Here is a 16,686-nt window from a genome sequence, read left to right on the forward strand (position 1 = left end):
GCAAACTTTTTTGCTTGCTAATGAATGCATAAGATGGGGCACAAATGAAAACAGGTGATAAGCAATTCGCCGTTATTGGTCTTGGCCGATTTGGTTTGGCAGTGTGTAAAGAGTTACAAGATTCAGGCGCTCAAGTTTTAGCCGTTGACATCAACGAAGACAGAGTTAAAGAAGCCGCCAGTTTTGTTAGTCAGGCGGTTGTGGCTAACTGTACTCACGAAGAGACGGTTGCTGAGCTCAAACTTGATGATTACGACATGGTGATGATTGCCATCGGAGCGGATGTCAATGCCAGTATTCTTGCGACATTGATTGCTAAAGAGGCGGGAGTAAAGTCAGTATGGGTTAAAGCCAACGACCGCTTCCAAGCTCGTGTTCTGCAAAAAATTGGCGCAGACCACATTATCATGCCTGAGCGTGACATGGGGATACGTGTCGCGCGTAAAATGCTCGATAAACGGGTTCTTGAGTTCCACCCATTAGGCAGTGGCTTAGCTATGACGGAGTTTGTGATTGGCTCTCGTTGGATGGGTAAGACACTAAGTGATTTGGCTCTGTGCAAAGTCGATGGCGTGCAAGTGCTAGGGTTTAAACGGGGCCCAGAAATTACCAAGGCACCTGACCTTAATACCACACTAGAAATTGGTGACCTAATTATTGTGGTCGGCCCTCAAGATGCGCTCGCAAATAAATTAAAATCGCTATGACGTATTTTCATCAGAAAGGTGTTTTTTACGCACCAGATGGTAAACAAGAGAAAGCGAAAGGCAACGAACCGCGAATTATATTGCTCAGTTTTCTCGGTGTTTTACTGCCTTCTGCGGTATTGCTAACCTTGCCAGTTTTTTCTGTTACGGGCCTGTCGATAACGGATGCTTTGTTTACTGCAACGTCCGCTATTAGTGTGACAGGGCTTGGTGTTGTCGATACTGGGCAACACTTTACGCTTGCGGGTAAAATCTTGCTGATGTTTTTAATGCAAATCGGTGGGTTGGGGCAGATGACGTTGTCGGCAGTCTTACTCTATATGTTCGGCGTGCGTTTGAGTTTGCGTCAACAAGCGCTGGCGAAAGAAGCATTAGGGCAAGATCGGCAAGTCAATCTAAACCGACTAGTAAAGCGGATTGTTGTTTTCGCGCTTGTTGCAGAAACGGTCGGGTTTATTTTTCTCTCTATCCGCTGGGTCCCTGAAATGGGCTGGCAGACTGGTATGTTTTACGCCTTGTTTCATGCAATTTCTGCATTTAACAACGCTGGGTTCGCGCTGTTTTCTGACAGTATGATGAGCTTTGTGAATGATCCGTTGGTTATCTTTACACTGGCGGGGCTATTCATTTTTGGCGGGCTTGGTTTTACTGTTGTGGGTGACATCTGGCTAAACTGGCGCAAAGGTTTCCACTTTTTGCATCTTCACACCAAAATCATGCTGATTGCGACACCGATATTGCTCTTAGTCGGAACGATGATGTTTTGGTTACTTGAGCGAAGCAACCCAAACACAATGGCGTCTTTACCTGCAACAGGGCAATGGTTGGCGGCATTCTTTCAATCTGCGAGTGCGCGAACGGCAGGGTTTAATAGTGTTGACTTGGCGTTGTTTACCCAGCCGGCCTTACTGGTCATGATTGTTCTGATGTTAATTGGAGCGGGTTCCACCTCAACGGGGGGCGGTATTAAAGTTTCCACATTTGCTGTTGCGTTTATGGCTACGTGGACCTTTTTACGCCAAAAGAAACATGTGGTTATGTTTAAGCGAACCATAAATTGGCAAACTGTGACTAAGTCATTGGCAATTATCGTTGTGAGCGGAGCTATCCTGACAAGCGCAATGTTTTTATTGATGCTTACCGAGAAGGCCAGCTTTGATAAGGTTATGTTTGAAACCATTTCCGCATTTGCCACAGTGGGGCTCACCGCCGGTTTGACTGCGGAACTTTCTGAACCTGGTAAATACATTATGATCGTGGTGATGATCATTGGTCGTATTGGGCCGCTCACGCTTGCCTACATGTTGGCACGTCCTGAACCTACCTTGGTCAAATACCCAGAAGACGCCGTTCTTACAGGTTAATATAGCGTTAAACAATGGCCGCGCGACCATTACGAGCATTGATTAATAGCAGTGCTCGTACATTTATAGAATATGTGGAATGTTGCCCAATTTTACCTACAAATTCGTAGAAGTTCATTTCTTCTTCCTTTCGTTTCGATACTATTCATTCACTCAATTTATATTCTCAGAAGCTACGCTCATAACAGCGTTTTGGAATCCGACGCTTTTGTAGTGTGACACCAAACTACGTCGTGTTATCTGAGCGAATTGATACCAGCCTTCGTCAATAGTCACTCAGTCTTACTCTATGCCCATAGGGTTACTTTGTGTTTGTTGTGCTTGGTATGAATGAACGAATCGAAAAGATGGAGTCGTACTTTGAAATTCAACACACTCGCCATGGCTATGCTAACTGCGCTTCTTGCAGGGAAGAGCATGGCAACTACTCCGCCATCGCCGGTTTGGCATACTATTGCGTTGAGCGATGGTAGCTCCAGTGAGGCAATTCTACGTGGAACGGCAGATTTCCACTGGTTTGAAGATAAGCAGGGCAATGCCTTACTTCAGGAAGACGGCGTTTGGTTTTTCGCGCAGATTCAGCGCGAGTCAGACACGCCAATATTGATCTCGACAGGTGTGGTGAAAACGCAGTCGAGTGAGCCACCTGAGTCGGCGAAGTTTCGCCCGGATTTACAAGTTAAACCGCAATTATCTTCTCTAAAAACCATTGAACCGATGGCACGAAAAAACCTACTGCGTTCGGCGCAAGGTTACCAGGCGATGAGCAGTTCAACGGTGAAGCAGCAGCCCCTATTGGTTGTGCAAGTTTCGTTTGATGACCAAGCAATGGTGCACGATTTCGAGCAACGCGTATTTAATACCAATGGTCAAAGCGTTGTGGATTACTTTGATAAAAACTCTCAAGGTAAATTCAAAGTTGTTCCTGCACTTGAGAGTTACGGCACCGCCAATGACGGTGTGATAGATGTGACTGTGGCACAAAGCCACCCTAACTGTCACTCTAGTTCGACTGATAAGACATGCACCGCCAAGTTGAATGCGGTTTTCACCGAGGCTTATCAAAAACTGGATCCATACTTTAATCTTTCGGCCTACGACAGCAATCAAAATGGTACCGTAGAACCGTCAGAACTCTCTGTCATGTTTATTTTTGCGGGGGGAGATCGTTCAACAGGGGTTCTCAACCGTCCTGCTATTTGGCCGCACAAATTCTCTCACGATGATGTCACACTAGATGGTAAAAAGATCACAGACTATTGTGTGTTCGCTGACTATCAAGTTGATCATCAAGCGACCTTGGGCGTGATCGTACACGAGCTTGGCCACTTAATGCTTGGCTTACCGGATTTGTACGCAAGGAACAGTGATGCCTCGATCGGCTCTTGGGGCGTGATGGGTGGCGGTTCATGGGCGCAGAAACCGGGAGATTCATACGCTGGTGACACTCCGGTGAACATGAGTGCATGGAGCAAACACGCTGCTGGTTTTGTTGTACCAACGGTAACTCATGAAAGTCCAGCGCCTATTTCTGTGAACAACGACGATGTCAAGCTGGTGTATCTCGACCCGTACTTGAAAGAGTTTGGCCCACGTGTTTACTTGGAAAATCGCACCTTTAGCGGTTACGACCGAGCATTGGCGGCTGAAGGTATCCTAGCTACGTCGGTCAATGTCCAGAACCGCTTTAATGATGTTGGCGCGATGCAGGTTCAAATCATGCAGGCTGATGGTCTGAATGAGTTAGAAAATGATGGTAGGAGTGACGCTGACGATTTGTACCCTAATGGTGGCGATGTCATTTCAGATACATCGACCCCGGGTCTGAGAGCGATCACAGGGTTTGATACTGGGGTTCGTATTTCCAACATTGCCAGCAACACCAACGGCGGTAGCTTTTCTCTTGAGCATACAAACGAACCAAATAAATCAGCATGGCTGAACTCTCTTCACCAAGGTTATGTGTACGCGAGTGGGAGTAACACTCTGGCGGTGCCACTGGACTTGAATAGTGATACAGAGCTTGATGGTCTTCAACTTTACGCGCAAAGAGATAGCGCTCAAAGTGACATGACTTATCGAGTTTGGCGATTCCCATTTTCTGGAAACATTGGCTATCGATTAATATTGAATCAAAACAACGCTGAGCTTTTACAGCAAGGTAACTTCCAAAAGTCATCTCGAATTTTATTCCCCCAACCAAGCCAATTGAGTGCGGGTCAGCATTTATTGGTCGTTGAATTGGAAGGCGGTCAATTTGATGCAAACTTTGATTTCGGTCGCTTGCTAAAAACTGAAAAAGCCTCTCTACCTGTAATGTGGACTGGTGATTACAGCGAGATTGGCACGTTTGGTCTAGAAAAAGCCGGGTTCTCTTATATTCCGTTTGCAGCATTATTAAATGTGGATGCGAGCAACTTGGTTGAAGCGAAATCTGATTCGTTACAAACCAATAAAAATACGCCAATCAAACTGAACCTGATGGACAATGATTTCATGGCGGTAGGGTATCAGTTCAATGTGGACATTGTGCAGAAGCCTGAGCACGGCACCATCTCTGGCAACCAGTACCAACCTGAAGCTAACTTCGTTGGTCTGGACACTTTCCAATATCGTTTGTTGTCGGTTGATGGTGCGTACTCATCTTCAATCGTGAATGTGCAGGTGGAAGTGCTTGGCAGCAACGAAGCGCCAGTGGCCGTGATTGATGTTGATAATAAAGACATGACGGTTGGGCTGCGAGTCACGTTGTCTGCGTTAAATAGTGCGGATGCTGATGGCGATGTGTTGAGTTATAAATGGGAGCAGTTGGCTGGCACTTCAGTTTCTCTTGGCAATGCAACCAGTGTTAGCACAAGCTTTACGGTGCCTCAAGGTGCAAAAGCGGGTGAGGTTCTGACATTCCGTTTAACCGTGACTGACCCTAGTAATGAAACGTCCAGTGCTACCGTCGATTTAACCATGAAAAACGCAGCGCCAGTTACGCTTGCAGATACGGCGACCGTTGCCGTTGGTGAAAGTATTCTGATTGATGCAGCGAGCAATGATTCGGATGTGAACGGCGATAAACTGGTTGTAGAAAGCGTACAGAACGTAACGGGTGTGGGAAGTGCGAGTGTAGAGAATGGCAAAATCCGTTTTCAAGCACCGGATAGCCCTACTGACGGCATCAAGCTGCAATATACGGTTTCAGACGGTCATGGTGCCACTGCTACGGGTGAAGTTATCGTGACGGTTGTTGCTTCTTTGAAGACAACGACATTCAAGAACTCTGAAGGTAGCGGCAGTGTTTCTTATTGGGCTTTGATGTTACTTGCAACATTAGGCTGGCGACGTCGCGTCTAAAACGGTATTGAATTGCGGTATAAGCCACTCACATTGAGTGGCTTATTTTTTATCTGATTTATTTTGGTTTCGTTCTCATTATCTTATGAGATGTGTTTCTCATTATTTTTAAAGCGATTTTTCTACTCTGCGGTTACCCTAGGGGCCGATTTTTATGAACTAAGGATGTTATATGTCTACCGAGGGCTTTTCTGTTTCGGAAATATGCCGAGAAGCGGCAGTGATGGTCAGAAGGAATCTACTCGCAATTGTTATTGCTTGTATTCCGTTGATTATCGTGCACTCAATTTTTGCTTTTATGTATCCTGAAATGACGGGGCAAGATCAAGCGAACGTTCAAGAAGGCAATGTCTCAGGATTTTATTTCGTCACAATTATTTTGTACCCACTTGTTGCCGCTATGGCGGCTGTGCGTGTGCATCGAATTTATTTAGTCGGCGATTACATGCACTCGGCGTTGGATGTATGTCGTTTGTCAGCTCGAGAATTCCGTTTCATAGGCTGGTGGATACTGTTTGGACTGATGATGATGCTCGTTATTGGTATCCCGATCTTTGTGTTGTCGTTTATCTACATTGCAGAAAGTGGTGAAGCCGACTTTGTTGCTATGGCTATTATCACAACGATTGCAAGCATTCCTGGCTATTGGGTAATGGCGCGATGGTCATTTGTGTTGCCAGCGACAGCAATGGATCATCAGCCGCGAAGCTTGCTTCGTTCGTGGAACCAGAGCAGACCATACAACAAACAAGTATTCATTTTGATGGGACTAATTCCATTGGGTGCGGGCTTGCTCAGTCAGCTGATCTTTAGCCACTTTACGAATCTCTTTATGTTGAGCCTCGTCGGTGTGGCCTATGGTATTTTTGGCGCGTACCAGCTGGCATTGTTATCGTTGAGCTATAAAACGGTAGTGGATATCGAACGCGCTCGTTTTGATACGCCATCACAGCCACCAAAAACGGGTGAAGAATTTTCCGCTTAACCCTTTGATCGTTTTTACATGATACCTCCGTTTAGGAGATGGTCTGCGGCAGGTTGATACCTTCCTGCCGCCTTCGCGTTATTCACGCAAAATACCCATGTCCATTTCATGGCTGAATGACAGGGACATTCACACGTATACTCACAACAGTACTTCTTTTTATTAAGGAACCCTACATGTCCATTTGGCAACGGGTCAATTTCACCCATCGCTTTAGTCAATTACCGTCAGCGTTCTATACGCTGGTCGAGCCACAACCCTTGGACAACACTCGCTGGGCCGCTTGGAATGGTGAGTTTGCACAGCAGTTTGGTTTACCAGAAGAGCAAAACGATGAGTTATTGGCGGTTTTTTCTGGGCTAAGTGAATTCGAACAATTTCGTCCTCTTGCGATGAAATATGCAGGCCATCAGTTTGGCGTTTACAACCCAGATTTGGGCGATGGACGTGGATTACTGTTGGCAGAAATTGAGCATCAGGATGGTACTTGGTTTGATCTTCACCTCAAAGGTGCAGGGCTAACGCCTTACTCGCGAATGGGAGATGGGCGAGCTGTATTACGCTCGACTATCCGTGAGTACCTGTGCAGTGAAGCCATGGCAGGCCTTGGGGTTCCCACGACACGTGCTCTCGGTATGATGGTCAGTGATACACCTGTTTATCGAGAAAAAACGGAATCGGGCGCTTTGTTACTTCGAATGGCTGAAACCCATGTTCGATTCGGTCACTTTGAGCATTTCTTTTACACCAACCAGTTAGCAGAGCAGAAGCTGTTGGCGGATAAGGTGATTGAGTGGCACTTTGCTGATTGTGCATCGGCGGAGAAACCATATGCCGCGATGTTTGACGCCATCGTGACTAAAACAGCCGAGATGATCGCATATTGGCAAGCTTTTGGTTTTGCGCATGGCGTGATGAATACCGATAACATGTCAATTCTTGGGCAAACTTTTGATTATGGTCCGTTTGGCTTTCTTGATGATTATGAGCCGGGATACATTTGTAATCATTCAGACTACCAGGGTCGTTACGCATTTGATCAACAGCCTAGAATTGCGCTTTGGAACCTGTCAGCACTGGCGCATGCGTTATCGCCACTCGTTGAACGAGAAGATTTAGAATCGTCGTTGAGTCAATTTGAAGTTCATTTAAGCCAGCAGTTCAGCCGCCTCATGCGTGAGAAGTTGGGCTTAAAAACTAAGATAGCGGAAGACGGGCGTTTGTTTGAAGCTATGTTTGAGCTTCTTCACCAGAACAAAACGGACTACACTCGCTTCTTCAGAACACTCTCAAACCTTGATAATGCGCCTTCCCAAGCCGTAATCGATTTATTTCTCGACCGAGAAGCTGCGCGAGCTTGGCTTGATCTGTACTTAGCTCGGTGTGAGCTAGAGGTTGATGAACTAGGGGGCCTGATTTCAACCGAACAGCGTTGCAAACAGATGCGTCAAGCCAATCCCAAATACATCTTGCGTAACTACTTGGCTCAGTTGGCGATTGATAAAGCGGAAGAAGGGGACTTTAGCGAATTACACCGATTGGCCGAACTGTTAAAACGCCCATTTGATGAGCAACCCGAGTTTGATGATTATGCGAAATTGCCGCCGGAATGGGGGAAGAAAATGGAGATAAGCTGTTCTTCATAAATGGGTCATTTCCCACCCATTTATATCTTTTTCTTGGGTGGAATTCACTCGTTACACTTCGGATTCATGTTAACGGGCTTTGTTAATTTATTGAAATATATATAAATTTTAACATGGTCCATTAATTGCTCTTTGTTGAACATCCGTACCCATCGCCTAACACCTAGTTACTCATGGACGGGATGGGATGTGATTCAACAAGGAGAATAATAATGTTTAAGCCTCTAACTCTACTATCTGTCTCTGCACTTGCTGTTACCAGTTTTAATGCTGCCGCAAATTGTGACCCGGGTGAAACGGTCATCAAGTTTAGCCATGTAACGAATGCGGACAAACACCCTAAAGGCATCGCGGCTTCGTTACTTGAAAAGCGCGTCAACGAAGAGATGAACGGTAAAGTCTGTATGCAGGTGTTTCCTAACTCAACTCTTTATGATGATGACAAAGTGTTGGAAGCGCTACTGAATGGTGATGTTCAACTCGCTGCTCCTTCTCTTTCTAAGTTTGAGAAATTCACCAAGAAGTACCGCCTTTTCGATCTCCCTTTCTTGTTCGATGATGTCGACGCGGTTGACCGTTTCCAAAACTCGGAAGCGGGTGAAAAGCTGAAAAACTCAATGAAACGTCGTGGCCTACAAGGCATTGCGTTTTGGCATAACGGCATGAAGCAAATGTCAGCCAACAAGCCGCTCATTTCTCCAACTGATGCTGAAGGACTTAAGTTCCGTGTTCAAGCCTCTGATGTACTCGTTGCTCAGTTTGAGCAGCTAGGTGCTAACCCACAAAAAATGTCGTTCAAAGAAGTTTACGGCGGCTTGCAAACTAAGGTTATTGATGGTCAAGAAAATACTTGGTCAAACATTTACGGCAAAAAATTCTTCGAAGTTCAAGATGGCATTACGGAAACGAACCACGGAATTCTGGATTACTTAGTTGTGACGTCAAACGACTTCTGGAAAAACTTACCAGATGATCAGCGCCAGCAGTTAAACACCATTATTCAAGAGGTAACTGCGCAGCGTAATGCTGAGTCAACCAAAGTAAACCTTGCGAATAAGAACAATATCATCGAAGCAGGTGGTGTGGTTCGTACTCTAACGCCAGAACAGCGCCAAGAATGGGTCACTGCACTTCAACCAGTATGGAAGAAGTTCGAAAAAGACATTGGTTCTGACCTAATCGAAGCCGCTTTGGCGTCTAACCAAAAATAATAACACCTAGCACATTTAGCCCTCTCAAACTGAGGGGGCTCTTTCCCCCTACAGACGACGTGATGTAATTATGGAACAGACTTTTTTTGCCAAGGCTGGACGAATCACCGATGCCATTGAAGAGACTTTGATTGCTTTCTTCTTGGGTGCCATGACCTTGCTGACCTTTGCCAATGTCATCTTTCGTTATGTCTTTAACGACAATATTCTTTGGGCGCTTGAGCTCACCGTTTTCATGTTCGCATGGATGGTGTTGGTTGGCGCATCTTATGGTGTGAAAAAACACTTTCATATTGGTGTCGATGTCATTATTAACATCGTTCCGGAAGGTAAACGAAAAGCCCTGGCGCTTTTTGCTGCAATGTGTTGCTTAGCCTTCTCTATTTTGCTGTTAATTGGCGCTTGGAACTACTGGTATCCGTTCGCTACTGACCGAGCGTGGTATGAAACGGACGATATTCCAATGCCTGAAATGCTCCAGTTCATGGCCGACTGGTTAAATGAGGGAGAGCGTTATGAAAAGCTGCCACGTTTTATTCCTTACTTCGCTTTGCCACTTGGAATGGCGCTACTAACGTTTAGATTTGTTCAAGTCACGTGGCAAATCGCTACTGGTAAGCTCGATCGCTTGATTGCAGGACATGAAGCGGAGGAAGAGCTCGAATCTCTTAAAGCTGAGATGAGTGACGCTGAAGACGTAATGGCTCCAAAGGCCTCGCAAGACGCTAAAAACAAGGAGCAATAAGCCATGGATATCTTATTTCTATTTTTGATGGTAATTGGCTTTATGCTGGTTGGCGTGCCAATTGCTATTTCGCTGGGCCTTTCCAGTGTTCTTTTCCTTTTAATGCATTCGGATGCCTCTTTAGCGTCAGTTGCTCAAACGCTGTTTAATGCATTCGCGGGCCACTACACGCTATTGGCTATTCCATTCTTTATATTGGCTTCAAGCTTTATGTCGACGGGTGGCGTAGCAAAGCGGATCATTCGTTTCGCCATTGCCATTGTAGGCTGGTTCCGCGGCGGTTTGGCGATGGCTTCGGTTGTCGCGTGTATGATGTTTGCCGCGTTGTCAGGTTCCTCACCTGCAACGGTTGTTGCCATAGGTAGTATTGTTATCGCAGGTATGATCAAAAACGGTTACTCAAAAGAGTTTGCCTCTGGGGTAATTTGTAACGCAGGTACGCTAGGGATTTTGATCCCACCTTCGATTGTGATGGTGGTGTATGCAGCCGCAACGGATGTGTCAGTTGGACGTATGTTCCTTGGTGGTGTGATTCCCGGTTTGCTGGCGGGTGTCATGTTGATGATCGCGATTTACATTGCCGCGAGAATCAAGAACCTTCCAAAGCAACCTTTTGTCGGTTGGAAAGAAACTTTTGATGCCGCCAAGGATGCAAGCTGGGGCTTGTTGTTGGTCGTCATCATTCTTGGTGGTATCTATGGCGGTATCTTTACGCCGACAGAAGCCGCTGCGGTTGCTGCTGTGTACTCATTCTTTATTGCTAACTTTGTATACAAAGACATGGGGCCATTTGCAGACAAGAAAAACACTAAACCTGCGCTCGTTAAAATCTTCCAAACCTTTGTTCATAAAGACACGAAACACACCCTGTATGAAGCGGGAAAACTCACCATCATGCTGCTGTTCATCATTGCTAATGCCTTAATTTTGAAGCATGTTTTAACGGAAGAACGCATCCCGCAAATGATCACCGAGTCGATGCTCTCGGCTGGTCTCGGACCAATCACTTTTTTGATTGTGGTGAACGTCTTGTTGCTGATTGGTGGTCAGTTCATGGAGCCATCAGGCTTGTTGATCATTGTTGCGCCGCTCGTGTTCCCAATTGCGATTGCATTAGGTATAGACCCAATTCATTTGGGCATAATGATGGTGGTGAATATGGAGATAGGAATGATAACGCCGCCCGTGGGTCTTAACTTATTTGTGACCGCTGGTGTTGCCAAAATGTCGATGATGAACGTAGTGAAGGCAGCATTACCCTGGGTTGGAGTGATGTTCTTGTTCCTAATTATCGTCACATATGTACCATGGGTTTCGACTTGGTTGCCTACTACCTTGATGGGGCCGGAGATCATTACCAAGTAATGGAAGCCAGAAAGTAGAAAGAGGTGTGAGAATTCACACCTCTTCGTCTATTGACTTGTAACAAGTTTTGCGCGGGTCTGAATTAATTCGACGTTCATAGTGTCGCCACCTCTTTTTATTTTTACGACGCTCTTCACCGAATCTTCTCTCTTCTTGATAGCAACCGTCTACGAGCACGGTATCTGTAACAATCGGTATTCTCACTTTTTCGTTCATATCTATAACAACCATGATAAACCCGTTGTTAAAAATTATGATTAAAGTTGAATATAATGCCAGCTATTTGAACGTGTTTTATTTGTAAAGGTCTTTATTTATTTGGTAGCGCTGCATCTTGTCGTAAAGAGTTTTTCTTGGCACATTCAATTGGCACATTGTCTGTTTAATACTACCGTTGTTTTCTAATAAAGCGCCTTCAATGGCTGCTCTCTCAAACTCCGCCACTTGCTCTGCAAGGCTTGAGGAAGACTTAGCAACTGGGTTCGATTCTCCCAACTGAATTAACTTACCCAATAGCACAAAACGCTCTGCAGCATTTCTGAGTTCTCGAACATTGCCAGGCCAGTCATGGCTCATCAGTTGCGCTAGATCTTGGGGTGACAAGCTAGGTGAGCTTTTGCCATAACGTGAAGCTGCTACCAACAGAAAGTGGTGAAAGAGGGCGGGAATGTCTTCTTTTCGTTCGCGTAGTGGCGGGAGATCCAGGGTCACGACATTGAGCCGATAGTAGAGGTCCTGACGGAAAGTACCTTCTTCAGCTGCGTGTTTTAAATCGACCTTTGTTGCGGCAATCACTCGAATATCTAAAGGCAATAATTCATTTGAACCGACACGCTCAATCACGCGCTCTTGTAATACCCTCAATAAACGAATTTGGGCTTGGATAGGCATCGACTCGATCTCATCCAAGAAAAGTGTGCCGCCTTGTGCAAACTCAAATTTACCGATACGACGGCTTTCGGCGCCAGTGAATGCGCCTTTTTCATGGCCGTAGAGTTCACTCTCAATTAAGTTCTCTGGAACCGCTCCACAATTTACGGCGACAAAGTTTTGGTTCCGGCGAGAGCTTTGCTCATGTAAAGAACGAGCGATTAACTCTTTCCCTGTACCGGTTTCACCAAACAATAAAATATCGGCGTCGGTATCGGCGATTTGGGTGATGGTCTCTCGTAATATTTGGATGCTAGAGGTTTCACCAATAACTCGTGGACCAAGGGTTTTACTGGCTTTAAGTGACAGGCGCAGTTTTTCATTTTCATTGGTTAGTTTGCGCTTCTCAATCGCCCGCTTAACCGTTTCAACCAAATGTTCTGGCGCAAAAGGTTTCTCAATAAAGTCGTAAGCGCCTTGATGAAGGGCTTGCACAGCCATGGAAATATCACCGTGTCCAGTGATCATGATGACGGGTAAGTTTGCATCGCGTTGAGTCAAAGTTGTCAGCATATCCATACCAGAAATGCCCGGCAAACAGATATCAGTGACCACGACGCCAACTTCTTCTCCTTGCTGCATCGCTATTAAAGCCGATTCTGCATCCACAAAAAACTTGGCGTCGATATCCGCCAGTTCAAAGGTCTGTTCTATAGCGATTCTGAGATCGGCCTCATCATCAATAAAAAACACCTGACACATGATCTTATCCTTTTGATGGTTCAGTGTTGTAAGAAGTGATAGGTAAACACAATGAGAATCGAGCGCCGCCTTGTTCTCGATTATGGGCACATAATTTTCCATTCATACTGGCTAAGATTTGTTGCGAGATAGAGAGACCCAAACCTAAACCGTTCAGTTTAGTAGTTAGAAACGGTTCACATAAATCAGAAAGTGAGAAAGAGCCAAGCCCTGGGCCATTATCATCAACATGAATCCAAACCAAATCAGTGTGCTCATCGTGTTCTACAGATAATTCTACCTGTTTGTCTTGTTGTTCTTTGAGTGCTTCTATCGCATTAGTCAGTAAATTGACCAACACTTGCTCCAGTTGAATAATATTGATCTGCACTTCAACATCATGCTTTGGCAAATTTGTTTCTAACGTGACGCGCCCTGATTTAAATGCGGGCTTCATCAGTTCTTTTACAGAGGCAATCACAGGGAACAATCGAGATTGAGCCAACTCGTCACCACTGGTTTTTTTGGCGAAAGAGCGAAGTTGCTGACTGATATTTGCCATACGGTCAGTGAGAGCAGAAATGCGAGTGAGATTATCTTCCACTCGCTCATATTTTTCTTTTTTTAGAAACAGCTTGCCGTTCTCCGCAAAGCTACGAATTGCCGCAAGTGGATTATTCAGTTCATGGCTGATACTGGCTGACATTTGTCCTAACACCGCGAGTTTCGCTGCTTGCACCAATTCGTCTTGAGTAACGCGTAAAGTTTGTTCGGTATCGATACGCTGTGCGATCTCCGCTTGCAACTCGGCAGTCCGTGCCATGACTTGATATTCCAACTTTTGATTTGCTTCTTGTTGAATTCGTTCAAGTTGCAAGTGACGCTGTTGACGGTGATAGATAAGCTGACCAATTAAAAACAAAACCATGAATGCTAGAGTGAGTACAAAGATGTAACCCATGGTGAACCAAACGATCGACTGTTTAGGAGACAGCACACGAATAGTCAGTTTGAGTTCGGGAAGGGGCAGCGAAGAGACCACCAAGGTTCCTTTATTGTATGGGTAACCCTGTTTAAGCTCAGAATGCACCTCGTCCAAACTACCTACTAATCCAAGCGTTTCAATTGGCGCATCAAGATATTGTTGGCTTGCCCAAACTTGCTTTTTCTCTTTTTTTGTCAGTGGTTGTAAGCTTTTGAGTAGCCATTCACTTCGGCTACTCATGAAAACAATTCCGTATGGATCGCTGGCGACAAAAACACTGTTAGGTTGCTGCCAGTTGTCCTCTATCTTACTTAGGTCCATCTTCACCACGACGACACCAAGTACACCGCCAGCGTATACGATGGGATAAGAATAGTAGTAGCCACGTTTACCAGATGTTGAGCCCAGTGCATAGTATTGGCTTCGTTTACCTACAATGGCTTGTTTGAAATAAGGTCGAAATGCAAAATTTCGACCGATAAAGGAGCGCTCTTTACGCCAGTTGCTGGCCGCGATCGTTGTACCCCATTGATCGATTAAGTACGTATCCGCTGCTTCAATCACGCCATTAACGGATTCTAAATACCGATTAGTGATTTCCAGTTGCGCACTGTTGTTGGGGTGCTGAAGCGCTTGATAAAGAGGATCATCTTTAGCGAGAAGATTTGGGATATGGGCGTACTTATCGAGTTTATTTTTTATATGGCCAGAAAATTGCTCCAGCTGTGATTGGTGTTTATCAAGTAGAGATTGATAACTGGTCTGCCAAACCCAATGGCCACCGATAATTGCGGACAGGAAATAGAAAGCAAAAAATGTCAGCAGAATCCGTTTTTTTTGCGACATCCTTACACTCCTTACAACTTCCTTTGGTCACGTAAGAAAATGTTAATAGTTTGTAGGAAGGATTAGGGATTTAGTTTTCAACTCTGTGGAGTAAAACAAGAGCAAGATCTCTTTTTAGGCTTTTCGATAAAAAAACCGGTCGATTCTCTTGAAAAAGTCGCTATTGTCCCCATTCTAGATATGCTGGCGATGCTTAGACGGTGTCTGAATCGCATTTTTGAAGAAAAAATGGGTCAGCATTCGAGAATTTAGCGCAGACAATGTCCACATAGTGGCTATTGGCTCGACAGGGTTGCGACAGATCGCTAGAATGTCGCGTCTAAAAATTCTGTCCTGAGGCTAATAGGAGATACCTTTGGTTATTTTATCGAAGATATCACTGATTAGTCCGGTACTGACAACCAGTATCGATACTCGATTTTAAATTAGGTGTTCGGACAGAACACTACACAAGGATGAAGCGTAAGCTCCTCTGAGTTTCGCTCATACGCTCGGAAAACCGAGCCACTTTAGAGGTTTATATATAATGCAAGTTACTGTTGAAACGCTAGAGGGCCTAGAGCGCCGTCTAAACATTACTGTTCCAGCTGCAAACATCGAAGACGCTGTAACAGCTGAACTACGCAACATCGCTAAAAACCGTCGTTTCGATGGTTTCCGTAAGGGTAAAGTGCCTCTAAAAATGGTTGCTAAGATGTACGGCAAAGCAGTACGTCAAGACGTTCTCGGTGAAGTAATGCAACGCCACTTCATCGAAGCTATCGTTAAAGAGAAAATCAACCCAGCTGGCGCTCCAACTTTCGCTCCTGTAGAGAACAAAGAAGGTTCAGACCTAGTTTTCACTGCAACTTTTGAAGTTTACCCAGAAGTTGAGCTTAAAGGCCTAGAGAGCATCACTGTTGAAAAACCATTAACAGAAGTTAAAGATGCAGACGTAGAAGAGATGATCGATACTCTACGTAAGCAACAAGCAACTTGGGTTGAAGTTGAAGAAGCAGCAGAAGATGGCAAACGCGTAAGCATCGACTTCGTTGGTTCTATCGACGGTGAAGAGTTCGAAGGCGGTAAAGCTGAGAACTTCCCTCTAGAAATGGGTGCTGGTCGCATGATCCCTGGTTTCGAAGACGGTATCGCAGGTAAAACTGCTGGTATGGAATTCGACATCGACGTGACTTTCCCAGAAGATTACCACGCTGAAAACCTAAAAGGTAAAGCAGCTAAGTTCGCAATCAAAGTGAACAAAGTTGAAGCTCGTGAACTTCCAGAACTAAACGACGAGTTCGTTGCTAAGTTCGGTGTTGTTGAAGGTGGTGTTGAAGCACTTAAAGCTGAAGTTCGTAAGAACATGGAACGCGAACTTAAGCAAGCTGTTAAGAACCGCATCAAAGAGCAAGCGATTGACGGTCTAGTTGAGCAAAACGACATCAACGTACCATCAGCGCTTATCGAGCAAGAAATCCAAGTTCTACGTCAACAAGCTGCACAACGCTTCGGTGGTAACCCAGAAGCTGCTGCTCAGCTTCCACGTGAACTGTTCGAAGAACAAGCTAAACGTCGCGTAGTTGTTGGTCTTCTACTAGGTGAAGTAATCAAATCTGAAGAGCTAAAAGCGGACGACGAGAAAGTTAAAGCGCTAATCGAAGAAATGGCTACTGCATACGAAGATCCATCAGAAGTTATTGCTTACTACGAGCAAAACGAAGAAATGATGAACAACATGCGCAACGTAGCTCTAGAAGAGCAAGCAATCGACGCGATCATCGCTAAAGCACAGGTTTCTGAGAAAGAAGTAGGCTTCAACGAGCTACTTAACCAACAACAACCTGCTGCTTAATAAGCAATATCTTGCGTAGAAGGTTGACTTAACGTTAACTAT

Annotated in this window: 12 protein-coding genes; 9 read left to right on the top strand and 3 right to left on the bottom strand. The window is 45.2% G+C overall.

Annotated elements, in window-relative coordinates; all coding sequences use genetic code 11:
• The first annotated feature begins 44 nt into the window (after window positions 1–44).
• The 8 genes from R7F67_RS13475 to R7F67_RS13510 all read left to right on the top strand — a co-directional run bounded on the left by R7F67_RS13475 (window position 45) and on the right by R7F67_RS13510 (window position 11,368).
• Window positions 45–707, top strand: coding sequence for a potassium channel family protein (locus R7F67_RS13475; RefSeq protein ID WP_005388291.1), 663 nt, complete (start codon window positions 45–47; stop codon window positions 705–707).
• Window positions 704–2,071, top strand: a complete 1,368-nt coding sequence (locus R7F67_RS13480; RefSeq protein ID WP_025766961.1) for a TrkH family potassium uptake protein — start codon at window positions 704–706, stop codon at window positions 2,069–2,071. Before R7F67_RS13475 ends, R7F67_RS13480 begins: the two co-directional genes overlap by 4 nt.
• Before the next feature lie 360 nt (window positions 2,072–2,431).
• Window positions 2,432–5,416 carry a M6 family metalloprotease domain-containing protein gene (locus R7F67_RS13485; protein ID WP_318057220.1) on the top strand — a complete coding sequence of 995 codons (2,985 nt, stop codon included), beginning with the start codon at window positions 2,432–2,434 and terminating at the stop codon, window positions 5,414–5,416.
• A 172-nt stretch (window positions 5,417–5,588) separates the two neighbouring features.
• Window positions 5,589–6,401, top strand: coding sequence for a hypothetical protein (locus R7F67_RS13490; RefSeq protein ID WP_042524012.1), 813 nt, complete (start codon window positions 5,589–5,591; stop codon window positions 6,399–6,401).
• A 176-nt stretch (window positions 6,402–6,577) separates the two neighbouring features.
• Entirely contained in the window at window positions 6,578–8,047 is a 1,470-nt protein-coding gene (locus R7F67_RS13495) for a protein adenylyltransferase SelO (protein WP_042524014.1), read from the top strand.
• A 212-nt stretch (window positions 8,048–8,259) separates the two neighbouring features.
• Complete coding sequence (locus tag R7F67_RS13500; RefSeq protein WP_318057221.1) at window positions 8,260–9,258, top strand: TRAP transporter substrate-binding protein; 999 nt, start codon at window positions 8,260–8,262, stop codon at window positions 9,256–9,258.
• Between the two features lie 70 nt (window positions 9,259–9,328).
• Window positions 9,329–10,003 carry a TRAP transporter small permease gene (locus R7F67_RS13505; protein ID WP_005382256.1) on the top strand — a complete coding sequence of 225 codons (675 nt, stop codon included), beginning with the start codon at window positions 9,329–9,331 and terminating at the stop codon, window positions 10,001–10,003.
• 3 nt (window positions 10,004–10,006) lie between these two features.
• Window positions 10,007–11,368 (top strand): TRAP transporter large permease, encoded by a 1,362-nt coding sequence (locus R7F67_RS13510; RefSeq protein WP_005382255.1) that lies wholly within the window; start codon window positions 10,007–10,009, stop codon window positions 11,366–11,368.
• Between the two features lie 33 nt (window positions 11,369–11,401).
• On the opposite strand, the gene R7F67_RS13515 is transcribed toward R7F67_RS13510, so the two are convergent.
• The 3 genes from R7F67_RS13515 to R7F67_RS13525 form a co-directional block, all read right to left on the bottom strand.
• Window positions 11,402–11,584: a hypothetical protein gene (locus R7F67_RS13515; RefSeq protein ID WP_021034161.1), complete on the bottom strand. Its 183-nt coding sequence runs from the start codon at window positions 11,582–11,584 to the stop codon at window positions 11,402–11,404.
• A 78-nt stretch (window positions 11,585–11,662) separates the two neighbouring features.
• The gene (locus R7F67_RS13520) at window positions 11,663–13,000 is read right to left on the bottom strand and encodes a sigma-54-dependent transcriptional regulator (protein WP_213915103.1); all 1,338 of its coding nucleotides are present in this window, start codon (window positions 12,998–13,000) and stop codon (window positions 11,663–11,665) included.
• 4 nt (window positions 13,001–13,004) lie between these two features.
• Window positions 13,005–14,810, bottom strand: coding sequence for an ATP-binding protein (locus tag R7F67_RS13525; protein ID WP_258474052.1), 1,806 nt, complete (start codon window positions 14,808–14,810; stop codon window positions 13,005–13,007).
• A 526-nt stretch (window positions 14,811–15,336) separates the two neighbouring features.
• Between R7F67_RS13525 and tig the strand changes: the two genes are divergently transcribed.
• A complete protein-coding gene (tig, locus tag R7F67_RS13530; RefSeq protein WP_005382251.1) occupies window positions 15,337–16,644 on the top strand; it encodes a trigger factor in 1,308 nt (435 codons plus the stop codon).
• Window positions 16,645–16,686: the final 42 nt, after the last annotated feature.

It is taken from the genome of Vibrio sp. YT-17 (assembly GCF_033337375.1).
Lineage (GTDB): Bacteria > Pseudomonadota > Gammaproteobacteria > Enterobacterales > Vibrionaceae > Vibrio > Vibrio alginolyticus.

Bases quoted from the DNA above. Each gene is read 5' to 3' on its own strand.
- R7F67_RS13520 (WP_213915103.1), bottom strand. From the start codon at position 13,000: ATGTGTCAGGTGTTTTTTATTGATGATGAGGCCGATCTCAGAATCGCT.
- tig (WP_005382251.1), top strand. From the start codon at position 15,337: ATGCAAGTTACTGTTGAAACGCTAGAGGGCCTAGAGCGCCGTCTAAAC.
- R7F67_RS13505 (WP_005382256.1), top strand. From the start codon at position 9,329: ATGGAACAGACTTTTTTTGCCAAGGCTGGACGAATCACCGATGCCATT.
- R7F67_RS13500 (WP_318057221.1), top strand. From the start codon at position 8,260: ATGTTTAAGCCTCTAACTCTACTATCTGTCTCTGCACTTGCTGTTACC.
- R7F67_RS13515 (WP_021034161.1), bottom strand. From the start codon at position 11,584: ATGAACGAAAAAGTGAGAATACCGATTGTTACAGATACCGTGCTCGTA.
- R7F67_RS13490 (WP_042524012.1), top strand. From the start codon at position 5,589: ATGTCTACCGAGGGCTTTTCTGTTTCGGAAATATGCCGAGAAGCGGCA.
- R7F67_RS13480 (WP_025766961.1), top strand. From the start codon at position 704: ATGACGTATTTTCATCAGAAAGGTGTTTTTTACGCACCAGATGGTAAA.
- R7F67_RS13475 (WP_005388291.1), top strand. From the start codon at position 45: ATGAAAACAGGTGATAAGCAATTCGCCGTTATTGGTCTTGGCCGATTT.
- R7F67_RS13510 (WP_005382255.1), top strand. From the start codon at position 10,007: ATGGATATCTTATTTCTATTTTTGATGGTAATTGGCTTTATGCTGGTT.
- R7F67_RS13495 (WP_042524014.1), top strand. From the start codon at position 6,578: ATGTCCATTTGGCAACGGGTCAATTTCACCCATCGCTTTAGTCAATTA.
- R7F67_RS13525 (WP_258474052.1), bottom strand. From the start codon at position 14,810: ATGTCGCAAAAAAAACGGATTCTGCTGACATTTTTTGCTTTCTATTTC.